Raw genomic sequence first — 24,138 nt, forward strand, 5'->3', positions numbered from 1 at the left:
ACAAAACGAGGTCGTCTACTTTTCCCTTGAGACGGCCTCGTTTTATTTTAATTGCGCATCGAGCAAAGCCCAGGCGACCAACGCCCCGTTATAGCTGGTATACAAACCATAACTGGTATATACCGCGCTGCCCCAGGCTCCCTGGATTTTAGCAGGTAGAGCGGCATTCTGCACCGGATCAGAGATATTGCGAACAAAACCGAAATGTGTTCCTGCCGCCGCGCATGCTTCACCGATGACAGCATCGTCCATCTCCACGCTGGCAAAGTCAGCCAGGTTGCCCGCCGTCGTGGCGACAACAAAGGTAGAAGTCGTCAGCAAGGCCGTACCGGCCGCCGTTTGGTTATGCAATACCGGCGCCGCATCGCCCATATTGACATTGCCGGGGTTCAGCTCGCTCAGCGGAAAACTGGTCCCATAAAAACTGTTGAACTGCGAACACAACGAACTCAGATCGCCTTCCGTGGTGGGAATAGGGAAAAGCAGCTTGCTGAACCCGGGCAACCCGGCAACACCCCAGTCGGCATTCCAGCCATTGGAATAGGTCGGCCATTTGGACTCAGGCTGCCCCGTCTCATACATCGTTCCGGCCCTGACGATACTAACCGTACCGATATGGTCCGCCGGCTTCGCACCGCCCGCCGTACCCGCGGAGATGATCAGTTTTGGTTTTACCACACTGATGATCCGGCTGATCAGATCGGAAAGAAAGGTCTCACCCGGCCAGTCGAGATGGGTATTGGATTTGAACAGCAATACTTTGCTGTTGTTTATCTGTACCAACTTATAATACCCCCAATAGGTCCAGGTGTTGTCCGAATGCGCAGGCATGTCCTTATCGTATTGCTGCCAGCCCGGCCAGGTGCCGTTGGTCCGCTGACTATACGGCATTGCCTTGTCGCTGGCACAAAAGACATGCTCCAGCGCCGCCCATTCGGCACTCGCCCAGGTGATGACGACCGCATCCGCGGCCGGCAATTCACCAGCAGGAGTAGACAACGATTTCGGCGCCTGCTTTCCGATAACGCTCCAATTGATGGCCGGGATGTCAGGGGTATTGGTGATCGTTGGTTCAAATTTTTTTCTTGCTTCGGCGGCTTGGGCCAACTCCGGTGCGAAAAGGCGGGTTACATGAGGTCTGTCTGTCATAAAATGAGGTTTAGCTATAAATGTAGCCACCTCCGGTAGAATTCCCTCCCGTATAAACACGGTATTTTATCCCCCGCAAAAAAAATAACCCTGGGTTAATACAAGCCGTTAGGCCCCGGCTGGCGCCGAAACGTTAGGCCCCCACTGGCGCCGAAGCCCCATTCGCCGCCGGTGCGTCGGTTTGTACCGGCTCGCCGCTCCTGTCCTCCGGTGGTCGCCGATGCCAATACGACGCCAGCAACGACCCGGTCGTATTCATCAGCGGTCCGAAGATCGCAGGCGCAAGCCCCACCGTCGCTATCTTGCCAAGCCCTTTGGCCAGACCCGAAGCAAGCCCGGCATTCTGCATACCCACCTCGATGGCCATCGTCCGGCAATCCCGCTCGCTCATCCTGAACAGCCGCCCCGACCAATACCCCAGGCAATAACCAAGCAGGTTATGCGTAACCACCAGCACGATCAGCAGGGGACCGATCGTCAGCAGGCTATTCCTCCCCGCAGCCGTAATGATGGTGATGATCACCGCTATCGCCCCCATGGACAACAGCGGCATCGCCTTGTCCAGCCATTTCACCTTTCCATGCAGGAAATGATTGAAGATAAGCCCCGCGCCAATAGGGATGATCACCATCTTCATGATGTCCCAGGTCATGGCCGCGACGTCGATGGCGATCATCTGTCCCGCCAGCCATTTCATCAACAGCGGCGTCAACAAGGGCGACAACAACGTGGACACCGCCGTCAGCGTCACCGAGAGCGCAAGATTAGCCCTTGCAAGATAGGAGATGACATTGGAAGCAAGCCCGTTCGGCGAGCAGCCGACAAGGACGATGCCCGCCGCGATCTCTGACGGCAGCCCGCTGATGCTGGCCAGGGTAAAGCCCAGGAGAGGCATGATAAGATAATGACTGAATACACCGATGATGACGCCCTTCGGTGTCTTGATCACCCCCGCGAAATCATGAATGCTCATGGAGGTTCCCATGCCGAACATTATGACCTGCAACAACGGCGTGATCAGTCCCGCCAGTTTGAAACCCGCGATAGCAATAAAATAGCGGGGAAAGCAAAGCGAAATGATCACCGCCGCAATGATGACCAGTGTGTAGGTAAAGTCTTTTCTTTTCAAGCAATACTTTTTTTATTAACTAAAAATCCTGTCGTGGCTGCGCAGGTCATTCCATTCCGGTGTAGGTGCAAAATAACTCTTATCCTTTTCTGTAAGATGTTTTTTTACTTCTTCGTCATTCAATTCGATGCCAAGCCCGGGCGCGCTCAGCGGAACATTGGCAAAGCCCTTGGTGATCAGCGCCCGGCCGTCCGTCGTTCGCACCAGGCTTTCCCACCAGGGCACATCGATGGAATGATGCTCCAGCGCGAGAAAGTTCTGCGTGGCGGCCGCGCAATGGACATTGGCCATAAAGCTCACCGGCGTACCCGCCTGGTGCATGGCCATGGCAATACCATGTTCTTCGGCATAGTCGCCGATATGCTTTGTCTCCAGCAACCCGCCGCTGGTCACCAGGTCGGGGTGGATGATGTCTACGGCATGCGTATCGATCAGCGGTTTGAAGTTCTTCAACAGATAGATGTCCTCTCCCGTCAGGGTTGGCGTCTCCAGCGCATCTGTTATCGTCTTCCACTGATCGGTCAATTCCCAGGAGATGATATCCTCCAGCCAGGCCAACCGGTACTTCTCCAGCGCGCGCCCGAGCCGGATGCCGTTGTTCAGATCGAAATGCCCGTAATGGTCCGTCGATAGCGGTATCTGGTAGCCGACCATGCTGCGGACATTCTCAACTATCTTGGAAAGCTCTTCAAAACCCTGGTCCGTGATCTGTATCTGTGTAAAGGGATGTTCCGTCTCGGCATAAGACATATATCCCCCCTGCCATTGGCTGAGCTTCGGCCCCCAGTATTCCCAATTCACCAGCGTCCCGGGGATGTCCTTTATCTCCTCGATACCCAGGTCCATCTTCAGCCAGGTGTAGCCTTGCTGCTCCAGACGATAGCGGATCAGCCGCCGCTGCTCTTCCGGGGAACTGGCCTCCGGCGTATCGGCATAGAGCCTTATCTTGTCCCGATAGCGGCCACCCAGCAATTGCCAGGCAGGAACATTGTACGCTTTGCCGCACAGATCCCACAGCGCCATCTCCACCCCACAAACCCCGCCAGCCTGGCGGCTGGCGCCGCCGAACTGCCTTATCATCTTAAAGATCATCTCCACATTACAGGGGTTCTGCCCGAGGATGCGGCTCTTTAATAGCAGCGCATAACGTTCGTCTGCACCATCCCTCACCTCTCCCAGGCCATAAATACCCTGGTTGGTGTCGATCCGGATGATGGCGGTACGCCCGACATTCTGGACAACGGCATAGCGCATATCCGTTATCTTTAGATCGGAGGGCGCCGAAGCCCGGCTGACAGCCCGCGTCGTCTCCGCAACCCTGTCTTCAAAAGACAGGTTGAACAGCCCGCCAAGAGCAAGCCCGCCCAGGGCGCTGTTCTTTATAAAGCTTCTTCTGTCGTTTGACATAAGATCAATAATTTCTTTCCTTCAGATAGTCATCCAGCTCCTTCTTCGTCATCGGCAATTTTCCCGGGTAATGGTTCAGCCAGTCCAGGAAATCCTTTTTGATGTCTTCCGTCCACTCGCTGTCGATCTGTCCGGTGAGGTATTTCTTCTCCCGCAACCGCTGATGGCCAAACTCATCCCGTAATTCCGTCACTTCGGAAGTGATCACCACCTCCTGGCAGAGATAGGCGGGTATAAAGATAACACCCCATTTATTAGCCAGCACGATATCCCCGGGAAGCACGGTAGCCCTGCCGACCCTGATCGGCTGATTGATAGAGGTCAGCATCATCTGCTGGATATAGGAAGGGTCCGATCCCTTTACCCATCCGTTGAATCCCTTTATCTCGCTAAGCCCGGCCATGTCCCGGACACTTCCATAAAAGATGACCCCGCGGTGCGAATGCGCATAAATAGAATTTCCCAGATTATCCCCGATCAACGTCCCATCGGCCATTTTTTCATAGCTATCTGCGACATAGACATCGCCGTCTGCAAGGATATCTATCGGCCAGGAATTCGTTCCCCCATGCTGGCCGCGGCCTTCTTTCTTACCCTCTTCTTTGATGAGGTCTGAAAAGTCCGGGCGCAACGGCATGTATTGCGCCGTCACCACGCGGCCCGTCATCACGCTGTCCGGATTCACCACCTGCCAGTTGCCTTCGAATTGATTCTGATATCCCTTATTCCGCAGCACGCTCCACACGTCTTCCAGCGAAAGGGGCTTTAGCCGTTCGAGCAGGTCATCCGGCACCCGGGGCCGGCCATCAGGAAACCGTTCGCCCTTCCATTGCGAGGTCAGGGCCCTGATATACTCCGGGGAAGCGCCTACGGTCTGGGCCTTGGTGCAATAATAGCCAAGAAGAAGAAAGCCAAAGAAGAGCAGTTTTTTATTCATATTTGATTTTTTTTGGTATTCACATATTCGCTAGGGGTCATCCCGAATTGCTTATGGAAATCCCTGGCAAAATTGGATGCCAGGGTGTATCCGACAAAATCGGCCACTTCATATACTTTGTAGTCGCCTTCCGCCAATAGCCGCGCCGCTTTTTGCAGCCGGGAGATATTGATCAGCTCATGGGGGGTTAAGTTCGATAAAGCCTTTACCTTCCGGTGAAATGTCGCCCTGCTCATATTCATCAGCCTCGCCAGGTTCTCCACGTCACTTTCCATATTAGTGAGATTCTGCTGGATCATCGTATCCAGCCGCTCGAGGAATTGCTTATCCGCTTTCGAATGACCCATACTCTTGATGTGCACAAGCGGCGAACTGGCAAAATACTCCATCATCTTGGCACGGTTGGAAAGGAGATTGGATATCTGGGCTTTGAGGTGCTCAAGATCAAAAGGCTTTTCAAGGTAGGCATCCGCGCCCACTTCCAATCCTTCTATTTTGGCATGCAGGGTATTTTTGGCAGTGAGCAAAATGATAGGGATATGGCTATAGTCAAGATCGGTTTTCAACGCTTTACACAATTCGATCCCATCCATGACGGGCATCATGATATCACTGATGATCAGCTGAACGTTCTCATCAGATAACACCTCCAATGCCTGTTTTCCATTCAGCGCCTGCCGGACAGTGTATTGGCATTGAAGCTCCCGGGAAACAAAATCAAGTATCTCTTTATTATCTTCCACGAACAGGATCACCGGCCTCGAAGGGTCCGGGCCTTCTTCCGGGCGCCCGTTCGGCAAGATAGTCGCAGCTTCGTCATTTTGCAAAACAAACTCCTTGTCCTGGTGGATAGGCAACACCAGCAAAAAGATGTTAAGGTCATTTTCCGGTTTCTTCAGGTCGAGTATGCCCTTGTGCAGCTCGGCCAGCGATCGGGCCAACGGCAGACCGATGCCTGAGCCCGGTTGTTTCTCCGTCGCCTTCAAGCGGTAAAAAGGCTGAAATATCTTCTCTTTTTGATCATATGGGATAAGAAGACCATCATTCCTCACCTCGATGCTGAACACGTTATCCTCGCTGTTGAATGCCAGCAGTTGTACAAAGACCTTGCTGCCGGCGTATTTGATGGCATTGTTGATCAGGTTGTTCAATATTTTCCTGACAGCCTCGGGGTCCACGAATGCCTGCAGGGTGAGCCTGGGCATCTCCAGTCTGAAGCTGATGCTCTTTTCCTCCGCGGCAAGCTGAAAATTGGCGAAGGTCTCGCTGATCAGCCCGGAAATATCGGTTTTCACAAAGTTCAGACTGAACTTATCGGTCTCTGTCTTTCTGAAATCGAGCAGCTGGTTCGTCAGGTCGATAAGACGATTGGTGTTTCTTTCCATTGTACACAGGTTTTCATTTATCTCAGGACATTGACTTCGCTTCTTCATCAATTTGTCGAGCGGCATTTTGATCAATGTCAGCGGTGTTCTTATTTCATGAGCAATGTTGGTGAAAAATTCGATCTTCGCATGGTAGATCTCCCGCTCCTTTTCCCTCTCCAGCAGTTCGAGCATCCGCCTGTTCCTTTCTCCGGCCCGAACCACATAATACCGTATGATGAGACACACCAGCAGCACGCCAACAAACGCATACAGCGCATAGGCCTTGGTACTGGCCCAATAAGGCGGCAGTATCTCTATTGCCAGCTCCGCCTCCTTTTCATTCCATATGCCGCTGCTGTTCGACCCCTTCACTTTAAAGATATATTTTCCGGGCGGGAGTTTGGTAAAATACGCCTTTCGGTTCGTCTTCAGGTAGGTCCAATCCTTATCAAACCCTTGAAGCATGTAGGCATACTCATTCATTTCAGGCCCGGTATAGCTCAATGCGGCAAAATCGATACTGATGGTCGATTCGTCAAAAGGCAGCCCTATCGCCCTTGCATAAGTGATAGCTTCCTTTAGGGGTAATTTTTTATCCCTCACCGTGTATTCCTTGTTGTTCACCTGTATCCCGGTGATGTATACCGGTGGGACAAAAGTGTCTTTCCGGAATTGCGCCGGGTTAAACCCGATCAATCCTTTAACACTACCGAAATAGATCGTCCCGTCGACATCCTTAAAGGAAGAATTATAGTTGAACTGATCGCTCAGCAACCCGTCACTTCGCTTGTATGTCCTGATGTCCCTTGTATCCGGGTTAAAACAGACCAGGCCTTTGGATGTGCTGATCCAAAGATTATTTTTCCCGTCTTCCACTATGCGGAATATAAGGTTGTCCGGCAGGCCGTTCTTCGTAGTATACCGGGTGAATTTCCTGCTCTGCTTCTGGTATTGGCAAAGGCCGCCTTCCGTAGCAAACCACAGGTTATTCCTGCCGTCCTGGAAAATACTATTGACATGGTTGTCGCCCAGGCTGTTCGTGTCGTTGGGGTCATACCTGAAATTCCCGTATTGCCCGGTCCGGGGGTCATAATAATAGACTCCTTCGCCCTGCGTACAGCACCAAAGGATGCCCTGCTCGTCCTCCAAAAGGGCCTGGATATGCAAACCCAATGCCGGCTCGGGGGTAAAATCCCCGGTATCCTTGTTATATTTATACAACCCGCCCCATGTGCCGATAAAGATCTCGTGCGCCCTTGTCTGAAAGATCGTAACGATAAAATTGTTTTTCAAACTATGCTCGCCCGGCCCTGCATTATAATGACGTACGACTTTCCCTGTCGTTATATCCAATACATCCAACCCATGCTCAAACGTCCCGATCCACAGTTCGTTGCCCGTCGCCAGCAGACCGTGGATATTATGATAGGCGATGCTGCCTTTCGAAGGTCCTGGCTTGAAACACGCAAATGTCCCTTCTTGCAGATTGACCTTATCCACACCGGCGTCTTCCGTCCCGATCCAGAAATTCCCGAACCGGTCCTTACAGATCTCATGTACCCCGTTGCCGCTGAGGGAGGGCCACCGGAGGCGCGGGAAGAATTTTTCAAAGAAGACGAACTTTTCAGGCAGGTAATTGAGCCCTCCCAGGTAGGTACCGACCCATAATCCCCCTTCCCTGTCCCGGCAGAAAGCAAAAACGACATTATCCGATATCGAATAAGGGTTATCATATTCCCGTTGCAAATGGGTCACCGACCCAATGCTGCTATTATATATGTAGATGCCCGTCTCTGTCCCTATCCAGTACTCATTTTCATTTCGTTTGATAAAAGTCCGCACATAAATACCGGTTCCCTCTTCGTTGAGGGTGATGATATCCCTGTATTTCCCCGTCTTTGTATCGAGCACCTTTACCCCCTCGTTCTTGGTGCCGATGAGGAATGTGCTGTCGCTCATTGGGTATATTTTCTCGATCGAGGTTGAAAGCCGGCCCTTTTGGTAGATGCTATAGGTATAAAAGGAGTCCGGCCCCGGCACGTATTTTCTGATACAACCAGTGGAGGTAGAGACCCACAAGGCATCATCAGGAGTAATCGCGATAGACATCGCCACCGGCGCCTGCCCGGCCATCGGGTAGAATGTCACTTTCCCCGTTTCCGCTTCGAGCCGGTAAACAAGCTGGTCGATGATAAACCAGAAGCACCCCCTTCCATCACATATTATCTCCGTGCTGTTGCCCTTGGGCAAGGTCCTCACCAGCTTGAACTGCTCCCTCAGCTTGTCAAAAGTATACACTCCATTATTGGTACCCACCCATATGATCCCCCGGCTGTCGTTATACAGGCATCGGATGAAATTGCTCCCGATGCTGGTGCTATCCCCGGCATCGTGGTAGAACGTCTTGAAGGTATATCCATCAAAACGGTTCAATCCGTTAATGGTCCCGAACCATAAAAAGCCGTCGCTATCCTGGATGCTGCATTCCACAGAATTATTCGACAGCCCGTTCTCCACCTGGAAGTGATTGAAATAATAGGACTGGCCATCCGCCCTGCCAAACAAAAGGACAGTGATAAAGACAAGCAGCGATATGGCAATCTTGATACTATGCATCAGGCTGTACAAATTAGCCACAAAAACCGGCTGTCATCTTTTGAGCCGGGGGGAAATGATAGAAAATGAAAAGAATTTGATAAATATTGAGCAGGTAAACATGCCTAAAATTACCAAACTTTGCCTTGGCTGACAGCAGCTGAGGCGGGTCACCGACCTGCCTTTTGCATCCATCCGACATGTTCAATTCGATTGCTTATGACCAAATTCAGATTTTCTTCCCCACATTATCTTTCCGGCAATATACATGCAACCGATTTAACTCGCAGGCGCTCATTTGCCTTATAGCAAATTTTAGCAATGCTGCTGGTGGCCATTAATACATTAAAACCAAAACACATGAAGAGAGATTCGCTGCTTTACCAACATGCGTACAGGAGGCTGACCTTCCTCCTGTCGTTGATCTGCATTACGGGTGCCTTGTTCGGTCAAGGCCGGCAGATCACAGGCAAAGTCGTTGAAAATGAGAATGATAGCCTCATTGTCGGCGCTACCGTTGCAGTCAAAGGAAAGAATATCAGCACCCTCACCGCAAATGACGGATCCTTTTCCCTGATGGTGCCCCCCAATTCCATCCTGGTGATCAGCTATGTCGGCTTCACTACCCAGGAAATTCCCGTGCGCAACCTTTCCAGGTTCGATGTCCGGCTTGTTTCCAATCTTCAAAGCATCCAACAGGTGGTTGTCATCGGGTACGGTACGGCAAAACGCAAGGACATTACGGGGTCCATCGCCAGCGTGACTTCCGACCAGATCGCAAAAGTTCCCATCACTTCGGCGGAACAGGCCCTGCAGGGCAGAGCGGCCGGCGTTCAGGTCATCAATAATGACGCCTCTCCCGGTGGCAACACCAGCGTGCTGATCAGAGGCATCGGCAGCCTGGCAAGTGGTGGCAATAACCCCCTGTATGTGGTCGACGGCTACCCTACCACCAGCGGCATCAACAATATCAACCCCAATGACATTGCCTCGATAGACGTGTTGAAAGATGCCTCCGCTACCGCGGTATACGGCATCCGTGCCGCCAATGGAGTGGTGATCATCACCACCAAAAAAGGTCTTAAAGGCAAGACACAGGTTTCCTATGACATGTACGAAACCGTCAATTCCCGGCCAAAAGAATATAACCTGCTGAATGCACAGCAGTGGGCTACGCTGTCCAACCAGGTGGAGGCAGCGGATTCTACCCACACCTATCACGGGTTGTCCATCTGGCACACACCCGCCCAGCTCCACAACGTAGACTGGCAAAACGCGCTTTACCAGGTGGGCCTCACACAGAGTTATAGTGTAGCCCTCCGGGGTGGTAACGATAAAGCCCAATCCGCTTTTTCATTGGGGTATTACGACCAGAAAGGGATCTTGCTGCAATCGTTCTTCAAAAGACTGACTGCCGGGCTGAACCTGGATTACCAGCCGGCCAAATGGCTCAAATCCTCCACCAGCCTGAAGTATACCTACCAGAACTCGAACAATCCTTATGCGGTAGCCTCCGGCAGCCAGGGATCGCTTTTTCAACTCGCAGTAAACCCTCCTACGCTGGATAGCGGCAACCGGCTCACCTACCAGATAAGTGACGGTAAAGGCAACTATGGCTTCTATAATCCTGTAAACCCCAACGTATTTAAATTCAACAACCCTGTCTACTCGGTCGAGACAAACCAGTATAAGAACATAACCAACTTTGTGCTGGCCAGTTCATCGCTGGAAGTAATGCCCGTTGACGGCCTTCGGCTCAAGACCAATGCCGGCATCAACATCAGTGATTATTCAGGTTCCTTTTATCAACCCGAAGATAACCGGGCCAACATCCAATACCCGGGATCGATCGTATCCCCAGCCAACTATCACCAGAGTATGAACAATCTCTTTGAGTGGATATGGGAAAATACGGTGGCTTATGACAAGACGTTCGGAAAACATACGATCAATTTTGTCGGTGGCATCTCCGCGCAGAAAACTACCAACGACATGATGGGTGCCGGCGGTATCCCGCCTAACGGCGTTATCCGCGATCTGGGCCAGCTCACCAACCTGAAATTTGACCAATTCGGCAATGGCGAGAACATCTCGACCCTGGCCTCCGAATTTGCAAGGTTAACCTATCAATATAACGATAAGTACATCATCACCGGTACCATCCGGCGGGATGGGTCTTCCAAATTCGACACCGGTCACCAATATGGCGTATTCCCATCAGGCGCCATAGCGTGGAAAATAAAGAATGAGGACTTTATGCGTGATGTCACCTGGCTCAACGACCTGAAGATCAGGGGCAGCTATGGTTCTGTCGGCAACCAGAGCGCTATAGGCCTGTTCCAGTACCAGGCGCTGTACGCCGGCAACTTTGCGGCCAATGTGAATGGCGGTGGTGCCGACAATCTTGGCTATCCCTTTAATAAAGTCTATCAGAACGGTATTGCCCAAAGTCAGCCCAGTAACCCCAATCTGAAATGGGAAACGGATATCCAGACGGACGTCGGGGTGGACGCGGCCTTTCTCGACGGAGCCCTCTCCGTGACGGCTGACTGGTTCAACAGGGATTCAAAGGATTTTCTGCTGACGCTCGCATCGCCTGCACAAACCGGGTATAACTTTATCACCCGCAATGTCGGTAGCATGAATAACAAAGGCTTTGAAATTGCGGCCAGTTACAGGGGCAACAAAGGAAAGGATATTCACTATGGGATAACGGCCACGGTGTCCGCGATCAAGAATACGCTGACCAGCATCGCATCAGGAACCAGCTTTGTAAGTAATTTTGGCGGCCTTACGCTAACAGGGCAGGGCTGGAACGAATTTTCCCGGTCCTATGTAGGCGGCCCCATCGGCGAGTTCTATGGGTATAAATCCTTGGGCATTTTTCAATCTCAGGCTCAGATCACCGCGTTGAATGCAAAAGCCCCGGGTGGCATCTATTATAGGGCTGCTACCAGCCCGGGTGACCGCTATTTTGCAGATATCAATGGGGATGGCGTAGTAAATAATGACAGCGACCGGGTACGCTTAGGCAACCCCCAACCGAAGTTCTACGGCGGCCTTAACCTCGACTTCTCTTACAAAGCATGGGATATCAACCTGTATTTTTACGGTACCTATGGCAACAAAATTCTCAACTACATCGAAAGTGACCTCGAATCCTTCCAGAAACGGGGTTCGGAAGGAGTGGAGAACGTTTCTGTGAATTATTATCAGAACCACTGGACTCCTACCAACCCATCGAACAAGTATCCCAGGGCGCTCGCCAATGATGACAATACCCTCAATGCTGTTCCATCCAGCGCCTTTGTGGAGAATGGGAGTTACCTGAAATTGAAAAACCTGACGGTTGGGTATACGCTACCGGAGTCCCTGGCCAAAAGCCTGTCGATTGCCAGGCTGCGGGTCTATTTCTCTACGCAAAACCTGTTCACGATCACCAAATACAGCGGGCTTGATCCGGAGATCGGGATACAGTTCGGTAATGCTACTCAGAATGGGGTGGACAACGGAACCTATCCTTCATCCAGGTCCTACACCTTTGGCCTGAACGTAACATTTTAATTAAAGATTGAAAAATCAACGATATGAAAAGAAGCAAAACAATCATCATCCTGACAGCCCTTTCCCTGACGATGGGCCTGTCGGCATGTAAAAGAAGCTTCCTGGTACAGACCAACTCGTTTCAGGGTACCGCGAACGCTACGTTCAATACGCCGGCCGATGTGACAGCCCTGATCAACGCCATTTACGATACCTACCAGAACAGCGATCTGCTCAAAAAATGTCTCTGGTACAGGGCCAATTTCGGCAGCCATGACTTTTTCAACTGGGGCGGCGACGTGTTCTGGAACAACTATCAGATCCCCTCTACGTTTGGCGGATTGATCACCTTTTGGAACCAATCCTACATCGGCATAGCAAGAGCCAACTCAGCATTTCCCATCATTACGTCCGCCGAGCAAAGGGGTATCATCGATGTCTCGTTGGGCAACCGCTTAAGAGGAGAGGCCTTTTTCCTGCGCGGCCTGACGTATTATTACCTGGCATCTTCCTTTGGCGGCGTTCCACTGGAGGTAGACACTACCGGCAATGTAAATCTTGGTCTGAAACCAAGGTCTGCCCGGGATTCGGTGTTTCAGCAGGTGGTTAAAGATATGCAGCTGGCGGAAGGTCTTCTGCTGTCAAAGACGACATTGGCCACTGCCGATCTGGGCCGGGCGACAAAAGGCGCAGCATATGCCTACGAGGGCGCTGCCCGGATGTGGTTGAAAGACTACACCAACGCATTAGCCGCCTTCAATAATCCGGAGCTGACCGGTAACTACCATCTGATGCCGAATTTCGCCGATGCGAATGAATACAACCACCAAAACAATGATGAGTCGCTGTTTGAAATCCAGTTTGAAAAGAAGGCCGGCGATCCGCAGGACTGGGGTGGCAGCTGGCAACCGCCTGGAGCCGAACTCGCATGGATAGATGATTTCAGCTGGCCTCAGGAGCTAACCGGGCAAGGGTATGATTATGGCAACCCTGCCCTGTGGAATTCTTATCAATCCGGGGACAAACGTAAGCTGCTTACCATCTGTGGCCCCGGCGACACCCTGGCAAGTCCGGGAATAGTCGCGGCGCTTGGCGGACTAAAAGGGTATTACCAGGTTCAACAGGGCTTTGCAGCCGGTAACCCCATCTACACCGGGGATGACGGCAAGATCCTGAATACGGTTGGAACCCTGACCAGGCCCTGGTATGGTGACGACAAAGGCCGTAGCGGCTATTATTGTGCAAAGAAATGGCGGGATCCGAATCTTACTGGCGGCAATTCGAACGCGGCGGGTAAGAGTAATCTGTTCGGCGATCAAAATCAAATACTCCTCCGCTATGCGGAGGTGCTCTTGGACAGGGCCGAATGTAAAGTGCGCACCGGGGATGTCACCGGGGCGATGGCCGATCTGGCCACCGTGCGCAACAGGGCATGGGGTGGAACAGCTCCGGCCATAATGCAGGACAGCGCTAATTTTGACGGTACCCCCGGCAAACCGATAACAGATCCGCTGCAAATGGTATTGAGCGAATACCGGCACGAGCTCAGCGGCGAATACTCTGTTTTTTATGACCTTTGCAGGGCGGGACCCGATGTCGCGATCGCTTTTATAAAAGCAGCCAACGGTACAGTGGATGGAAGCTATCTCCCCGTTCCTAACCCGGCGCCGGGTCCGACCCATGATGGCAAGCAACATGGCCTGTACAATACGAGCCTTACTTTAAATGGTGTCATCCTTCCGATACCCTCGTCGGCGATAGCCCTTAACCCGAACCTGACGCAGAACCCGGGATATTGACGAGACTCCGATCCATATTTGTTTTTGTATCCCTGTGTTGGATGTCGGCCTGCCATAGCAAAACCACGCTATTCGAGAAGCTGCCGGCCTCCCGCACAGGGATTGCTTTCAATAACCAGATCACAGAGAGCGACTCCCTCAACCCGATGGATGTGGTGAATATCTACAACGGGGGTGGTGTGGGCATCGGGGATTTCAACAACGATGGATTGCAGGACATTTTCCTCACCGGCAACATGGTGCCTTGCAGATTATATCTGAACAAGGGTAACTTTCAATTCCAGGATATCACCGATGCAGCGGGCGTCGGAGGGTTGGGAAGATGGGCCCGGGGCGTATCGATAGTAGACATAAACAACGATGGCCTGATGGATATCTACATCTGCAATACCATTTACAAGGATTCTCTCCGGCGGCGGAATATCCTCTATGTAAACCAGGGCATCGGCAAGGACGGCATACCGCATTTCAAAGATATGGCCGCCGAATACGGCCTGGATATCCACGTACAATCTACCATGGCCAGCTTTTTTGATTACGACAACGATGGCGACCTGGATATGTACCTCACCGTTAATGAGGCTTCCAACGGCTATAATTCCTCCGTTTTTACCCGCCGTCATGAAAGCACCAACAGCGCACCCAACAGAGGCAGGCTGTATCGCAACGACATGGACCCGGTTTTGAAGCACCCTGTTTTCCATGACGTTTCCGACGAGGCGGGGATAAAATACGAGGGCTATGGACATGCGGCCACCATTTGCGACATCAATAACGATGGATGGAAAGACATCTATGTTTCGGATGATTTTTTGTCGAACAATATTCTCTATATCAACAATCACGACGGAACTTTTACCAATCGCGCAAAGGAATATTTTAAGCATACATCGTTCAATTCGATGGGGCAGGATGTCGTAGACATCAATAATGATGGCCTTCCCGACGTAGTGGAGCTCGACATGAACCCTGAAGACAACTATCGCAAGAAGATGATGTCGGCGTCCAATAACACCAACACATACCAGAACTTCGATCAGTACGGCTACCAATATCAGTATGTACGCAACACGCTCCAGCTGAACCAGGGACCGGGCCTTAAACAAAATGATTCCATCGGCATTCCGGCGTTTAGCGACATCGCCTTCATGAGCGGGATATCCCAGACAGACTGGAGCTGGACCCCTTTGATCGTCGATTTCGATAATGACGGCTATCGCGATCTCATCATAACCAATGGATTTCCGCGTGACGTGTCGGACCATGATTTCATAGCCTACCGGGAAAGATCAACCGGCCTGGTAAGCAAAACGGAGATGATCCGGCAGATTCCACAAATAAAGCTGCACAACTACGCCTTCCGAAACAACGGCGATTGCAGCTTCAGGGACGCGACGGTTGAATGGGGACTCGAGACACCTGCTTTTTCCAATGGGGCGGCTTATGCAGACCTGGACAACGACGGTGCGATGGATATGGTTGTAAACAATATCAATGATCCGGCCTTTGTCTACCGGAATACGTCCCGCGATAAAGACACGGCAACCACGCACTTCCTGCACATCAGATTCGTGGGTAATAAACAAAACGTCAACGGACTTGGAGCAACCGCAACTATCTTTTACGACCACGGGAAAAAACAGGTCTATGAGAACAATCCCTATAGAGGCTATTTGTCCACGATGCAATATGGGGCCCATTTCGGTTTGGGCAAGACGCAATGGCTGGATTCTGTCGTCATAAAATGGCAGAACGAAAAACAACAGACGCTGAAGAACGTACGATCCAACCAGGAGCTGACGGTAAATATCGCCGACGCAAAGGATTCGTTTACGTCAAAACAGCCGGTTCTGGCCTCGGGCGCCCTGTTCCGGGAAATAACGGATTCCCTCGGCCTTAGATACACGCATAAAGATGTTGAATACATAGATTTCAATATCCAGAACTTATTGCCGCACAAACTTTCCGAATATTGTCCAGCCCTCGCAGCAGGCGATGTCGATGGAAATGGACTGGATGACCTTGTCATCGGTGGCAACGCCTATACCCATGCTCATTTGTTCCTGCAACAACCAAACGGAAGATTTATACAAAAAGACCTGCTTCCCGGGGCCCCCATGGCGACAGAATATAGAAAGGACGAAGGGATCTTGTTGTTCGATGCCAACGGGGATGGCAAGCCCGACCTGTACATCGCCAGCGGAGGATATAAAGGCGCCCCGGACATCAACGAATTCCAGGACAGGTTATATATCAATGATGGTAAGGGTAATTTTACGGAAGACTCCCTGGCATTACCGGTCAATCACGCCTCCAAATTCTGTGTCAGGGCCATGGATTTCAACAATGACGGGAAACCCGATCTCTTTGTATCCGGCCGCGTGGACCCGGGCCATTATCCGAAGCCGGTAAGCAGCTTCCTGTTCAGGAATGATACCGAGAACGGTCATGTAAAATTTACCGATGCGACGGCCGACCTCGCTCCCGCGCTGAAGGACATCGGGATGGTATGCGATGCCTTGTTCTCCGATTTTGACGGCGACGGGCAAACGGACCTTATCCTGGTAGGCGAATGGATGCCCGTCACATTTTTAAAAAATGTCAACGGAAAATTTGTAAACGTGACTTCGTCCTCGGGGATAGCGGGCAAATTCGGTTGGTGGAATTCCATCGTGGCCGGAGACTTTCGTCATACGGGCAGAATGGACTACATCGTAGGTAACGTGGGGCAGAATACGCTGTACCAGGCAAGCGACAGCTTTCCGGTGTACATCACGGCCGCAGATTTTGATAAGAGCGGTAATTATATTGCCATTCCTTCGCTGTTCCTGAAAGACATCAATGGCGAGAAAAAAGAATTTCCCGCGCCAGTGAAGGACGATATTGCAAAGCATTGGACCAGTATCAAGAAAAGATTCCCTACCTATAAACCCTTCGCCCTTGCCACGATGGATGACCTGTTGACGCCCGAACAGCGTAACGGCGCCCTGCGGCTAAAGGCAAATATGCTGCAGTCCTGCTATCTGAGAAATGACGGCGGCGGAAAATTTACCATGATACCCTTGCCGCCAATGGCGCAAATGTCCGTCCTGAATGGGATGGTCGTGGATGATTTTGACGGGGACGGCAACCTTGATGTGTTGATCAACGGTAACGATTTCGGCACCGAAGTCGGTATTGGCCGCTATGATGCCCTGAATGGGTTGCTGTTAAAAGGTGACGGGACCGGGAATTTTACTCCCCTTAGCATTCTTCAGAGCGGCATCTATATTCCGGGCGATGGCAAGGCATTGGTGAAGCTGCGCAGCGCAGGGGGCGGCTATCTGGTGGCGGCCAGCCAGTACAAGGATGCGCTGAAAGTATTCGAGGGAAAGAAAAGGGTGAAGAACATTCCGGTTGGCCCCGGCGATGTCAGCGCGATGCTACACTTTGCCAACGGCAAAACGCAAAAGGTAGAGTTCTACTATGGTTCCTCCTTCCTGTCCCAGTCCTCACGCTTCCTTTCACTTGGACCAACGGTGGTGAGTGCCGTGGTCACCGACAGTAAGGGCAAGAGCCGCAACGTATGGCCCTGACACCGGCTGCCGGCGCCCACAGCCCCAAGCCGGCTGCTACAGTAGGCGCCTGCGCGCTGGCAGGAAGCCCCAGGCCGGCCGCTACAGATGCGGTGGGCCAGGTTTATTCGGCGCTTCGAATGGATTACAACCCCGTACATGCAATTGCCGGCGATATACTTTATCCCCGCTGCTGACATAGAGGATGTCGAAGTCCGGTCCCCCAAAACAGCAATTCGATGCCTGTCCCGAAGGCACAGGAACTATCGCATTGACCCGGCCCAACGGGTCAAGCACCTGGATCCCAAGCCGGGTAGCCACATAGAGCCGGCCCTCACGGTCGCATTTCATCCCATCCGGCCAGGCCGTCTCCGAATTGTCGGGACAATGCAGCCAGCCAAACCGCTGTTTGTTCGCCAGCCTGCCATCGGGCATCACCGTATAGATCCAGATCCAGTGCGACGCCGATTCGGCAACGTATAGTTGGGTCTGATCAGGCGTTAGTGTAAGCCCATTGATAAATTTCAGGCCGCTGTCGACGACCAGCTTTTCTCCGCCCGGCCGGATTAGGATCAGTTTACTGGGTCGTTCCGTACCGTCGGGCGCCGTGACATAGACATTCCCGTTGCGCGTGACAAGCAGGTCGTTGCCGGAGATGCCATCCGCAATCACGTTCATCGTCCCGTTCTTGTCATAACGCAGGATTTGTTTTGTCGCACCGGCCACTTCATACCGGCTTCCATCAGTGGCAAAACAGGTACCGCTGGCCCGCCGGGCATCGGTGGAGAGCACGACAGGCCGGCCATCAGTGCCTACCCGGTAAGTAGTGGAGGCAGGTATAGCCTGGAAGAAGACGGTACCGGCCGCATCCGCGGCCGTCCCTTCGGTGAAACCATATTTCTCTCCTACCAGTTCCCAGTCCTTGCCCGGGATAAGGATGTCGCGCAGGGTCTGGTTGCCGGAGCTGCCCTTTACAACAGGTTGCGGCCAGCCCTTCCACAGCCACCGCATCGCTTCTGGAAAAAGGGCGGTTCCCTGCGCTCCGCTGTGAGCACCCTCACCCCATACATGATTTACCTCATAGCCAGCGAAAACCAGCGCCCTTTCCATCATCTGGTTCGCCATCCACCAGTCCCCGCCGTAAATATTGTTGTCATGACTGCCATCCTGCAGGAAGATACGCAGGCCTTTGGGTTCATATTTCCTGATCAGTATCGGATAACGGTCGCCACCCCTGAGCCCCACGTAAGTTCCGATGGCGCTGTACACCCGGGTAAATTCATGCGGCCGCTCCCAGGCAGCAGTGAAGGCGCAGATGGCCCCGCTGCTGCTGCCACCGATGGCCCTGTCATTGCCATTGTGCGAGAGGTGGATGGCCCGACCGTCGCCGGTCTGGTGCTTCTCCACATCCGGTAATATCTCTTCCAGCAAAAAACGCGCATAAGCATCCCCAAGGCCATCGTATTCAAAGCTGCGGTCAAACCGGTCAAGCGCAGCCGCCGTGTCTGTAACCGGCACCCGGCCCGGCTGGATAAAGACGCCGATGGTGACGGGCATCTCCCCCGAAGCGATGAGATTGTCAAAAACCGTAGGTGCTTTCCACTGAACGCCGTCCTGGTTGACATAGACACAGGCCGGATGGTCGGGCCGGTATTGCGCCGGAACATAGATCCAGTATTCACGCCTGGTACCCGGGAAGATGACCGAATGGTCCCAGCGGCAATGGATCAACTCTCCCTTTGGTACACCCGCATGTTCCACCGATGCGGAATCGACCGGGTATTTTTCCGCGGGCGCCTGGGCAATTGCGCACATCTGCAATAGAACGGCAGCAACCGTTGTAATGATCTTCATGGAAGGAAGGTACTAAATAAGCATCAAGCGCCATCCCTATCTTTTACCTTAGTAAGTCCTCACCAATTCACCCGCGGGTCTATTCTTGCAGCGTCAGCATCCCGAGACGGCATCCCTTATCCGGCGCTAATGCCAGTGTTGCATCCCCGCCGCAGCCAGGTATTCCCGGCTTGCCGCATCTTCCGGCTCCAGCGACACCGATGCCGTACCCGACTTCTCGCGGCCCCAGGCAAACACCAGCGGCAGGATGAACAGGGCGGCAAAAGTAGAGGCCACAAGCCCGCCGATAACGGCGCGGCCCAGCGGAGAAGACTGGTCACCGGCTTCACCAATACCACTCGCCATCGGGATCATCCCCACCACCATCGCCAGCGCCGTCATCACTATCGGCCGGATACGCAACGCCGCAGATTCCCGTGCAGACAATTGCGCATTACCGTTATCCTTCCGCAGATGCTCGGCATTGGTGATCAGCAATACGGCATTGGAGATGGATACCCCCACCGACATAATGATGCCCATATACGATTGCAGATTTAGCGTAGAACCCGTGGCCAGCAGCAGGAGCAGCGAACCCAGGATGACAGCCGGCACCGTTGCCAGGACGATGGCGCTCACCTTGAAGGATTGAAAGTTGGCCGCCAGCATAAGAAAGATAACGACAATCGCCACCACCAACCCGGTTTGCAGGCTGTCCAGCGTTTCGGTAAGCGTCTGGCTCATCCCGATAGGCTCTACCGTAAGCCCACGGGGCAATGATCCCAGCGAAGCAATGGCCGCCCGTACATCCTTGGTGGCGGCCCCAAGATCTTTTTTATTGAGATTAGCCGTTACCGAAAGGACAGGAATGGCGCCCAGGTTATCGCTCTCGCCATACGTAGTGTCCTCTTTTATGGTCGCCACATCACCCAACACCGGCCGCGCGGCATTACGCAGCAAGGGTATCTCGCCGATGTCGCCAAGCGACTTCATCTTGTTCTCCGGCACCTCCACCTGCACGCTATAGCTGTTGCCCACTTTCTGATCCACCCAGATATTTTTGTCGGTATACCGGGAAGAAGAAGTAGAGGCCGTCAGCGACCGGGCCACATCGTTGATGTCCACACCCAGCTGGGCCGCACGAACCCGGTCGACATCGATGCTTATCGCCGGATAATGCGTCGACTGCCCCAGCTGAACATCCCGCAGATAGGTTATTTTTTTGAGCCTGTCGATCAGCTTCAGTGCGTAAGTCTCGTTGTTCTTCTTGTTCCGGCCCGAAAACCGCACTTCCACCGGTGTCGGCGAGCCCTGGCTCAGTATCTTGTCCGTCAATTCTATCGGCTCGAAAGATAGGGCTATATCGGGCAGGATGCTATCCACCCTGGCCCTGATCTTTTCTTTCAGATCGTCCAGGTTGACTTTGTAGTGTTCGTCCAACCCCACCTGTAACACCGCTTCCTGCGGCCCGGCCATCCACAGATAGATGGGGTTGACGGAGAACAGCGAAGGATGTTGTCCCACATAGGCCGAAGTGATCCCGACATGTTGAGCCCCTACGATATCCTTTATGATCGCAATCGTTTTGAGGGTCTTCTCTTCCGTCCGTTCGATCCGGGTCCCTTCCGGCGCGCGAAGCCTCACCTGGAACTGACTGCCATTCACCTTGGGAAGAACATCCTTACCGATGCCGCGCAGGAGAAAGACCGCAACTACGCTCGTCAGCAACAGATAGGTGATGACGATGGGTCTCCGGTAGGGCATCATCCGGTCGACGAAACGCAGGTATCGGGCGCGTACCCTGTCAAAGCCTCCGGTCTTGCCTTCCTTACCATGCGGCCGCCCGGACAATATCCAGTTGGCCATCACCGGTACAAAGGTCTGTGCAAGGAAATAGGAAACGATCATGCTGAATCCGATGGCCAGCGATAAGGGCAGGAACAGCGAACCCGGAATGCCGCCCATCGTAAAGGCCGGGGCAAAGACGGCAAGGATACAAAAAAGGATCAGCAGCTTTGGGAACGCGATCTCCTTACACGCATCCCATACCGCCAGCCGCTTGGGCTTACCCATGTCGAGATGCTGGTGGATATTCTCGATGGTTACCGTACTCTCATCCACCAGGATACCGATGGCAAGCGCAAGTCCGCTCAGGGTCATGATATTGATAGTCTGGCCGAAGAGGTTCAGGAAGAGCACCCCGGAGATGATGGAAGTGGGAATCGTCATGACCACGATCAACGCCCCCCGCAAATCACCCAGGAACAGAACTACCATCAACCCTGTGAGCACGGCGCCGATGGCGCCTTCCGAGATAAGACTCTTTACGGAATTGAGCACATATACGGACTGGTCGAATTCATACGACAGCTTCACATCCTCCGGCAGTTGGGCCTGCATCCTGGGGATGGCCGCCTTTAACTTTTGAACCACCTCCCAGGTAGAAGCATCCGCACTCTTGGCGATGCTGAGATATACGCTGCGCTTGCCGTTGACAAGACCATAACCCGCCGTTACATCGGCCCCGTCTTCAACGGTCGCCACATCCCGGATATAGAGATTTTGCACGTCCCCTTTATAAATAGGGATATTGCCGAAGTCTTTGACATCCCGGATGGTCGTATTCACCGGGGTGATATAGTTCTTGTCCCCAATGCGGACATTACCCGAAGGCGCCATCTGGTTATTGACATCGATAGCCTGTACGAGCTGGTCGGCCGTGAGATTATGCGCCCGTAACAGCTCGGGGTCCGCCTTTATCACCACCGTTCGGATATTGCCGCCAAAAGGCGGGGCCGACAACAGCCCGGGAATGGAGGTAAACGAACTGCGCACATATAGGTTAGCCAGGTCGAGCAGTTCATTATTGCTCCGCACCGCGCTGCTCAACACCAGTTGCCCCACCGGCAGGGTCGACGCGTCAAAGCGGATAATAAAAGGTGGGTTGGAACCCGGCGGGAAAAGCACCTGGGCCCGGTTGCTCACCGCGCTGACCTCTGCCGCCGCCTGCGCCATATTGGTGCCGGGATAGAAATTCAGCTTCATCAGGGTAAGCCCCTGTATATTCTTTGTCTCAATGCTCTTGATCCCGTTGACAAACAGTAATACATTAATGTATTGTTTGGCAAAAAGGGTCTCCATCTGTTCAGGAGTAAAACCACCATATGGGTGAGCGATGTACAATACCGGGAGGTTGAGCGCCGGAAAAATGTCAACCCTAATCGAACGAAGGGCGCCGATACCAAAGAAAAAGAGGGCGGCAACCACCACCAAAATTGTGATTGGCTTGCGTAAAGCAAAGAGGATCAATTTCATAGACTGTAGTTGATAGACATTGAAGAAACCTTTCCACCAGGTGGGCAATCGTCTGCTATCAGTTTGAGCAGACAAGTCTATCTACTAAATTTGAAGTAAATTTGAAATTCCGGTTTAGCACCGGTTTTTTTATCCCGAACCATGCGTTTTAATGGCTGACGGTTACAGCAGCGATTCCGCAATCTGCCGGGCCTTTTCGGCATCATTCGAACTCCGAAACGTAGCTCCCAGGACGATGCCGCCTTCCTGCAAAAGGAAAAGCGTATCCGTCAGCCTGTCGTCATCCATCAGCCGCCGGTGCTCTGCCTGTAGCACCAGCTGGCGAATCGTATCACGAATCTGCTCCTTGTGTACCTTCACCCGCTGCAATACCTGCTCATCATCACTGGTCTCTGCCGTTATTTTGTTGAAAGGACAGCCCTTGTACCCGTATCTCCGCTGCCGCTGGAGGCGATAATCAAACAAAGCGAGCAGCTTCTCCCGGGCCATAGGGATGGGCGCCAGGAATTCGTCCAGTTCCACGAACCATTCTTGGTGGGTCCGGTCCAGGTAAGCCAGCAACAGATCGGTCTTGGAAGGAAAGTGGTTGTAGAGGGAGGCCCGGGCAATATCCGCCTCTTCGATGATCTGGTTGATCCCGGTGACATGGTATCCCTGGTCATAGAACAGCCGCGAAGCCGTATCCAGGATCCTGTCTTTTACTGCTGACTCCCGCATCCGGTAAAGGTAGACGTTTTATTCAAAATAGATAAGTCTGTCTATTTTCAGCTTCAAATTAAATAATTTCTATATTAAGTACTTCCTCCTAATAAAATAGCCCCAAATTACGTTATTGGTCCGGCTGTGTAAACCCCTAGTACCAGTCCAATTCCGATGAAAGTAACGAACAGTATGAGGAAAGGGCTCGCTCTCACCTGGCTGGTCCTTCTGTTTGCGGGCATTGCCGCCATTTTTTGGTGGTATGACTGGAAATATAGCCTGCCCACCCCGGTGCCGGTCAACTATCACGCCGTTGGAATAGGTACCCCCGTCACCCTGCCACCTTCGGCCGCAGCCCTGCTACCGGCAAATGAAAAGCCGCTGTTCCTGCACTTCTTCAATCCCGACTGCCCCTGTTCGCGTTTCAATATGCCGCAATTCAGCGCGCTTGTAAAGCAATATGGCAAAGAGGCCGTTTTCGCCATCGTCGTCATGAGCCCAAAACAATTTTCAGCCGAAGATATCCAGTCGAAGTTCAACCTGCCCTACCCTGTTCCCGTACTCCGGGACAGCGCGGTAGCCGCCGCCTGTGGGGTATACTCTACTCCCCAGGCCGTCATCATCGATCAGAACCGGCATTTATACTATAGAGGAAATTATAATCGAAGTCGTTATTGCAGTGACGAAAAGACAGGCTTTGCACGACTGGCCCTGGCCGGATTGCTTGACTACCACTATTCACAGACCTTTAGCCCCCTGGCGCTAACAGCCTATGGGTGCAGCTTACCTACCTGCCACAAATAGATGCAAA

At 52.6% G+C, this 24,138-nt stretch carries 12 protein-coding genes; 4 read left to right on the top strand and 8 right to left on the bottom strand.

Going from position 1 to position 24,138, the window contains the following annotated elements:
• Positions 1–42: 42 nt before the first annotated feature.
• The 5 genes from IEY39_RS05190 to IEY39_RS05210 form a co-directional block, all read right to left on the bottom strand.
• The gene (locus IEY39_RS05190) at positions 43–1,149 is read right to left on the bottom strand and encodes a nucleoside phosphorylase-I family protein (protein WP_188929182.1); all 1,107 of its coding nucleotides are present in this window, start codon (positions 1,147–1,149) and stop codon (positions 43–45) included.
• A gap of 133 nt (positions 1,150–1,282) precedes the next feature.
• Complete coding sequence (locus IEY39_RS05195) at positions 1,283–2,278, bottom strand: bile acid:sodium symporter family protein (RefSeq protein ID WP_188929184.1); 996 nt, start codon at positions 2,276–2,278, stop codon at positions 1,283–1,285.
• 15 nt (positions 2,279–2,293) lie between these two features.
• Entirely contained in the window at positions 2,294–3,685 is a 1,392-nt protein-coding gene (locus tag IEY39_RS05200) for a mandelate racemase/muconate lactonizing enzyme family protein (RefSeq protein ID WP_188929186.1), read from the bottom strand.
• 4 nt (positions 3,686–3,689) lie between these two features.
• Entirely contained in the window at positions 3,690–4,622 is a 933-nt protein-coding gene (locus tag IEY39_RS05205; RefSeq protein WP_188929188.1) for an RraA family protein, read from the bottom strand.
• Positions 4,619–8,605 carry a hybrid sensor histidine kinase/response regulator transcription factor gene (locus IEY39_RS05210; RefSeq protein ID WP_188929190.1) on the bottom strand — a complete coding sequence of 1,329 codons (3,987 nt, stop codon included), beginning with the start codon at positions 8,603–8,605 and terminating at the stop codon, positions 4,619–4,621. Before IEY39_RS05210 ends, IEY39_RS05205 begins: the two co-directional genes overlap by 4 nt.
• Before the next feature lie 339 nt (positions 8,606–8,944).
• On the opposite strand from IEY39_RS05210, the gene IEY39_RS05215 reads away from it, so the two are divergent.
• From IEY39_RS05215 to IEY39_RS05225, 3 genes are read left to right on the top strand one after another with little or no spacing between them, the layout of a single operon-like run.
• Entirely contained in the window at positions 8,945–12,148 is a 3,204-nt protein-coding gene (locus tag IEY39_RS05215; RefSeq protein WP_188929192.1) for a SusC/RagA family TonB-linked outer membrane protein, read from the top strand.
• Positions 12,149–12,171: 23 nt separating this feature from the next.
• Entirely contained in the window at positions 12,172–13,926 is a 1,755-nt protein-coding gene (locus IEY39_RS05220; RefSeq protein WP_188929194.1) for a RagB/SusD family nutrient uptake outer membrane protein, read from the top strand.
• Positions 13,927–13,967: 41 nt separating this feature from the next.
• Positions 13,968–17,501 (top strand): VCBS repeat-containing protein, encoded by a 3,534-nt coding sequence (locus IEY39_RS05225; RefSeq protein ID WP_188929196.1) that lies wholly within the window; start codon positions 13,968–13,970, stop codon positions 17,499–17,501.
• Between the two features lie 81 nt (positions 17,502–17,582).
• On the opposite strand, the gene IEY39_RS05230 is transcribed toward IEY39_RS05225, so the two are convergent.
• The 3 genes from IEY39_RS05230 to IEY39_RS05240 form a co-directional block, all read right to left on the bottom strand.
• Positions 17,583–19,334: an SMP-30/gluconolactonase/LRE family protein gene (locus IEY39_RS05230; protein WP_188929198.1), complete on the bottom strand. Its 1,752-nt coding sequence runs from the start codon at positions 19,332–19,334 to the stop codon at positions 17,583–17,585.
• Positions 19,335–19,460: 126 nt separating this feature from the next.
• On the bottom strand, positions 19,461–22,628 hold the full coding sequence (locus IEY39_RS05235; RefSeq protein ID WP_188929200.1) for an efflux RND transporter permease subunit: 3,168 nt from the start codon (positions 22,626–22,628) through the stop codon (positions 19,461–19,463).
• A gap of 162 nt (positions 22,629–22,790) precedes the next feature.
• Positions 22,791–23,345 carry a TetR/AcrR family transcriptional regulator gene (locus tag IEY39_RS05240; protein ID WP_188929202.1) on the bottom strand — a complete coding sequence of 185 codons (555 nt, stop codon included), beginning with the start codon at positions 23,343–23,345 and terminating at the stop codon, positions 22,791–22,793.
• 174 nt (positions 23,346–23,519) lie between these two features.
• Between IEY39_RS05240 and IEY39_RS05245 the strand changes: the two genes are divergently transcribed.
• A complete protein-coding gene (locus IEY39_RS05245) occupies positions 23,520–24,131 on the top strand; it encodes a TlpA family protein disulfide reductase (protein WP_188929204.1) in 612 nt (203 codons plus the stop codon).
• Positions 24,132–24,138: the final 7 nt, after the last annotated feature.

It is taken from the genome of Puia dinghuensis (assembly GCF_014642875.1).
GTDB classification, from domain to species: Bacteria; Bacteroidota; Bacteroidia; order Chitinophagales; family Chitinophagaceae; genus Puia; species Puia dinghuensis.

Coding starts and splice junctions, on each gene's coding strand:
- IEY39_RS05190 (WP_188929182.1), bottom strand. CDS start 1,149: ATGACAGACAGACCTCATGTAACCCGCCTTTTCGCACCGGAGTTGGCC.
- IEY39_RS05200 (WP_188929186.1), bottom strand. CDS start 3,685: ATGTCAAACGACAGAAGAAGCTTTATAAAGAACAGCGCCCTGGGCGGG.
- IEY39_RS05205 (WP_188929188.1), bottom strand. CDS start 4,622: ATGAATAAAAAACTGCTCTTCTTTGGCTTTCTTCTTCTTGGCTATTAT.
- IEY39_RS05210 (WP_188929190.1), bottom strand. CDS start 8,605: ATGCATAGTATCAAGATTGCCATATCGCTGCTTGTCTTTATCACTGTC.
- IEY39_RS05215 (WP_188929192.1), top strand. CDS start 8,945: ATGAAGAGAGATTCGCTGCTTTACCAACATGCGTACAGGAGGCTGACC.
- IEY39_RS05220 (WP_188929194.1), top strand. CDS start 12,172: ATGAAAAGAAGCAAAACAATCATCATCCTGACAGCCCTTTCCCTGACG.
- IEY39_RS05225 (WP_188929196.1), top strand. CDS start 13,968: ATGTCGGCCTGCCATAGCAAAACCACGCTATTCGAGAAGCTGCCGGCC.
- IEY39_RS05230 (WP_188929198.1), bottom strand. CDS start 19,334: ATGAAGATCATTACAACGGTTGCTGCCGTTCTATTGCAGATGTGCGCA.
- IEY39_RS05235 (WP_188929200.1), bottom strand. CDS start 22,628: ATGAAATTGATCCTCTTTGCTTTACGCAAGCCAATCACAATTTTGGTG.
- IEY39_RS05240 (WP_188929202.1), bottom strand. CDS start 23,345: ATGCGGGAGTCAGCAGTAAAAGACAGGATCCTGGATACGGCTTCGCGG.
- IEY39_RS05245 (WP_188929204.1), top strand. CDS start 23,520: ATGAGGAAAGGGCTCGCTCTCACCTGGCTGGTCCTTCTGTTTGCGGGC.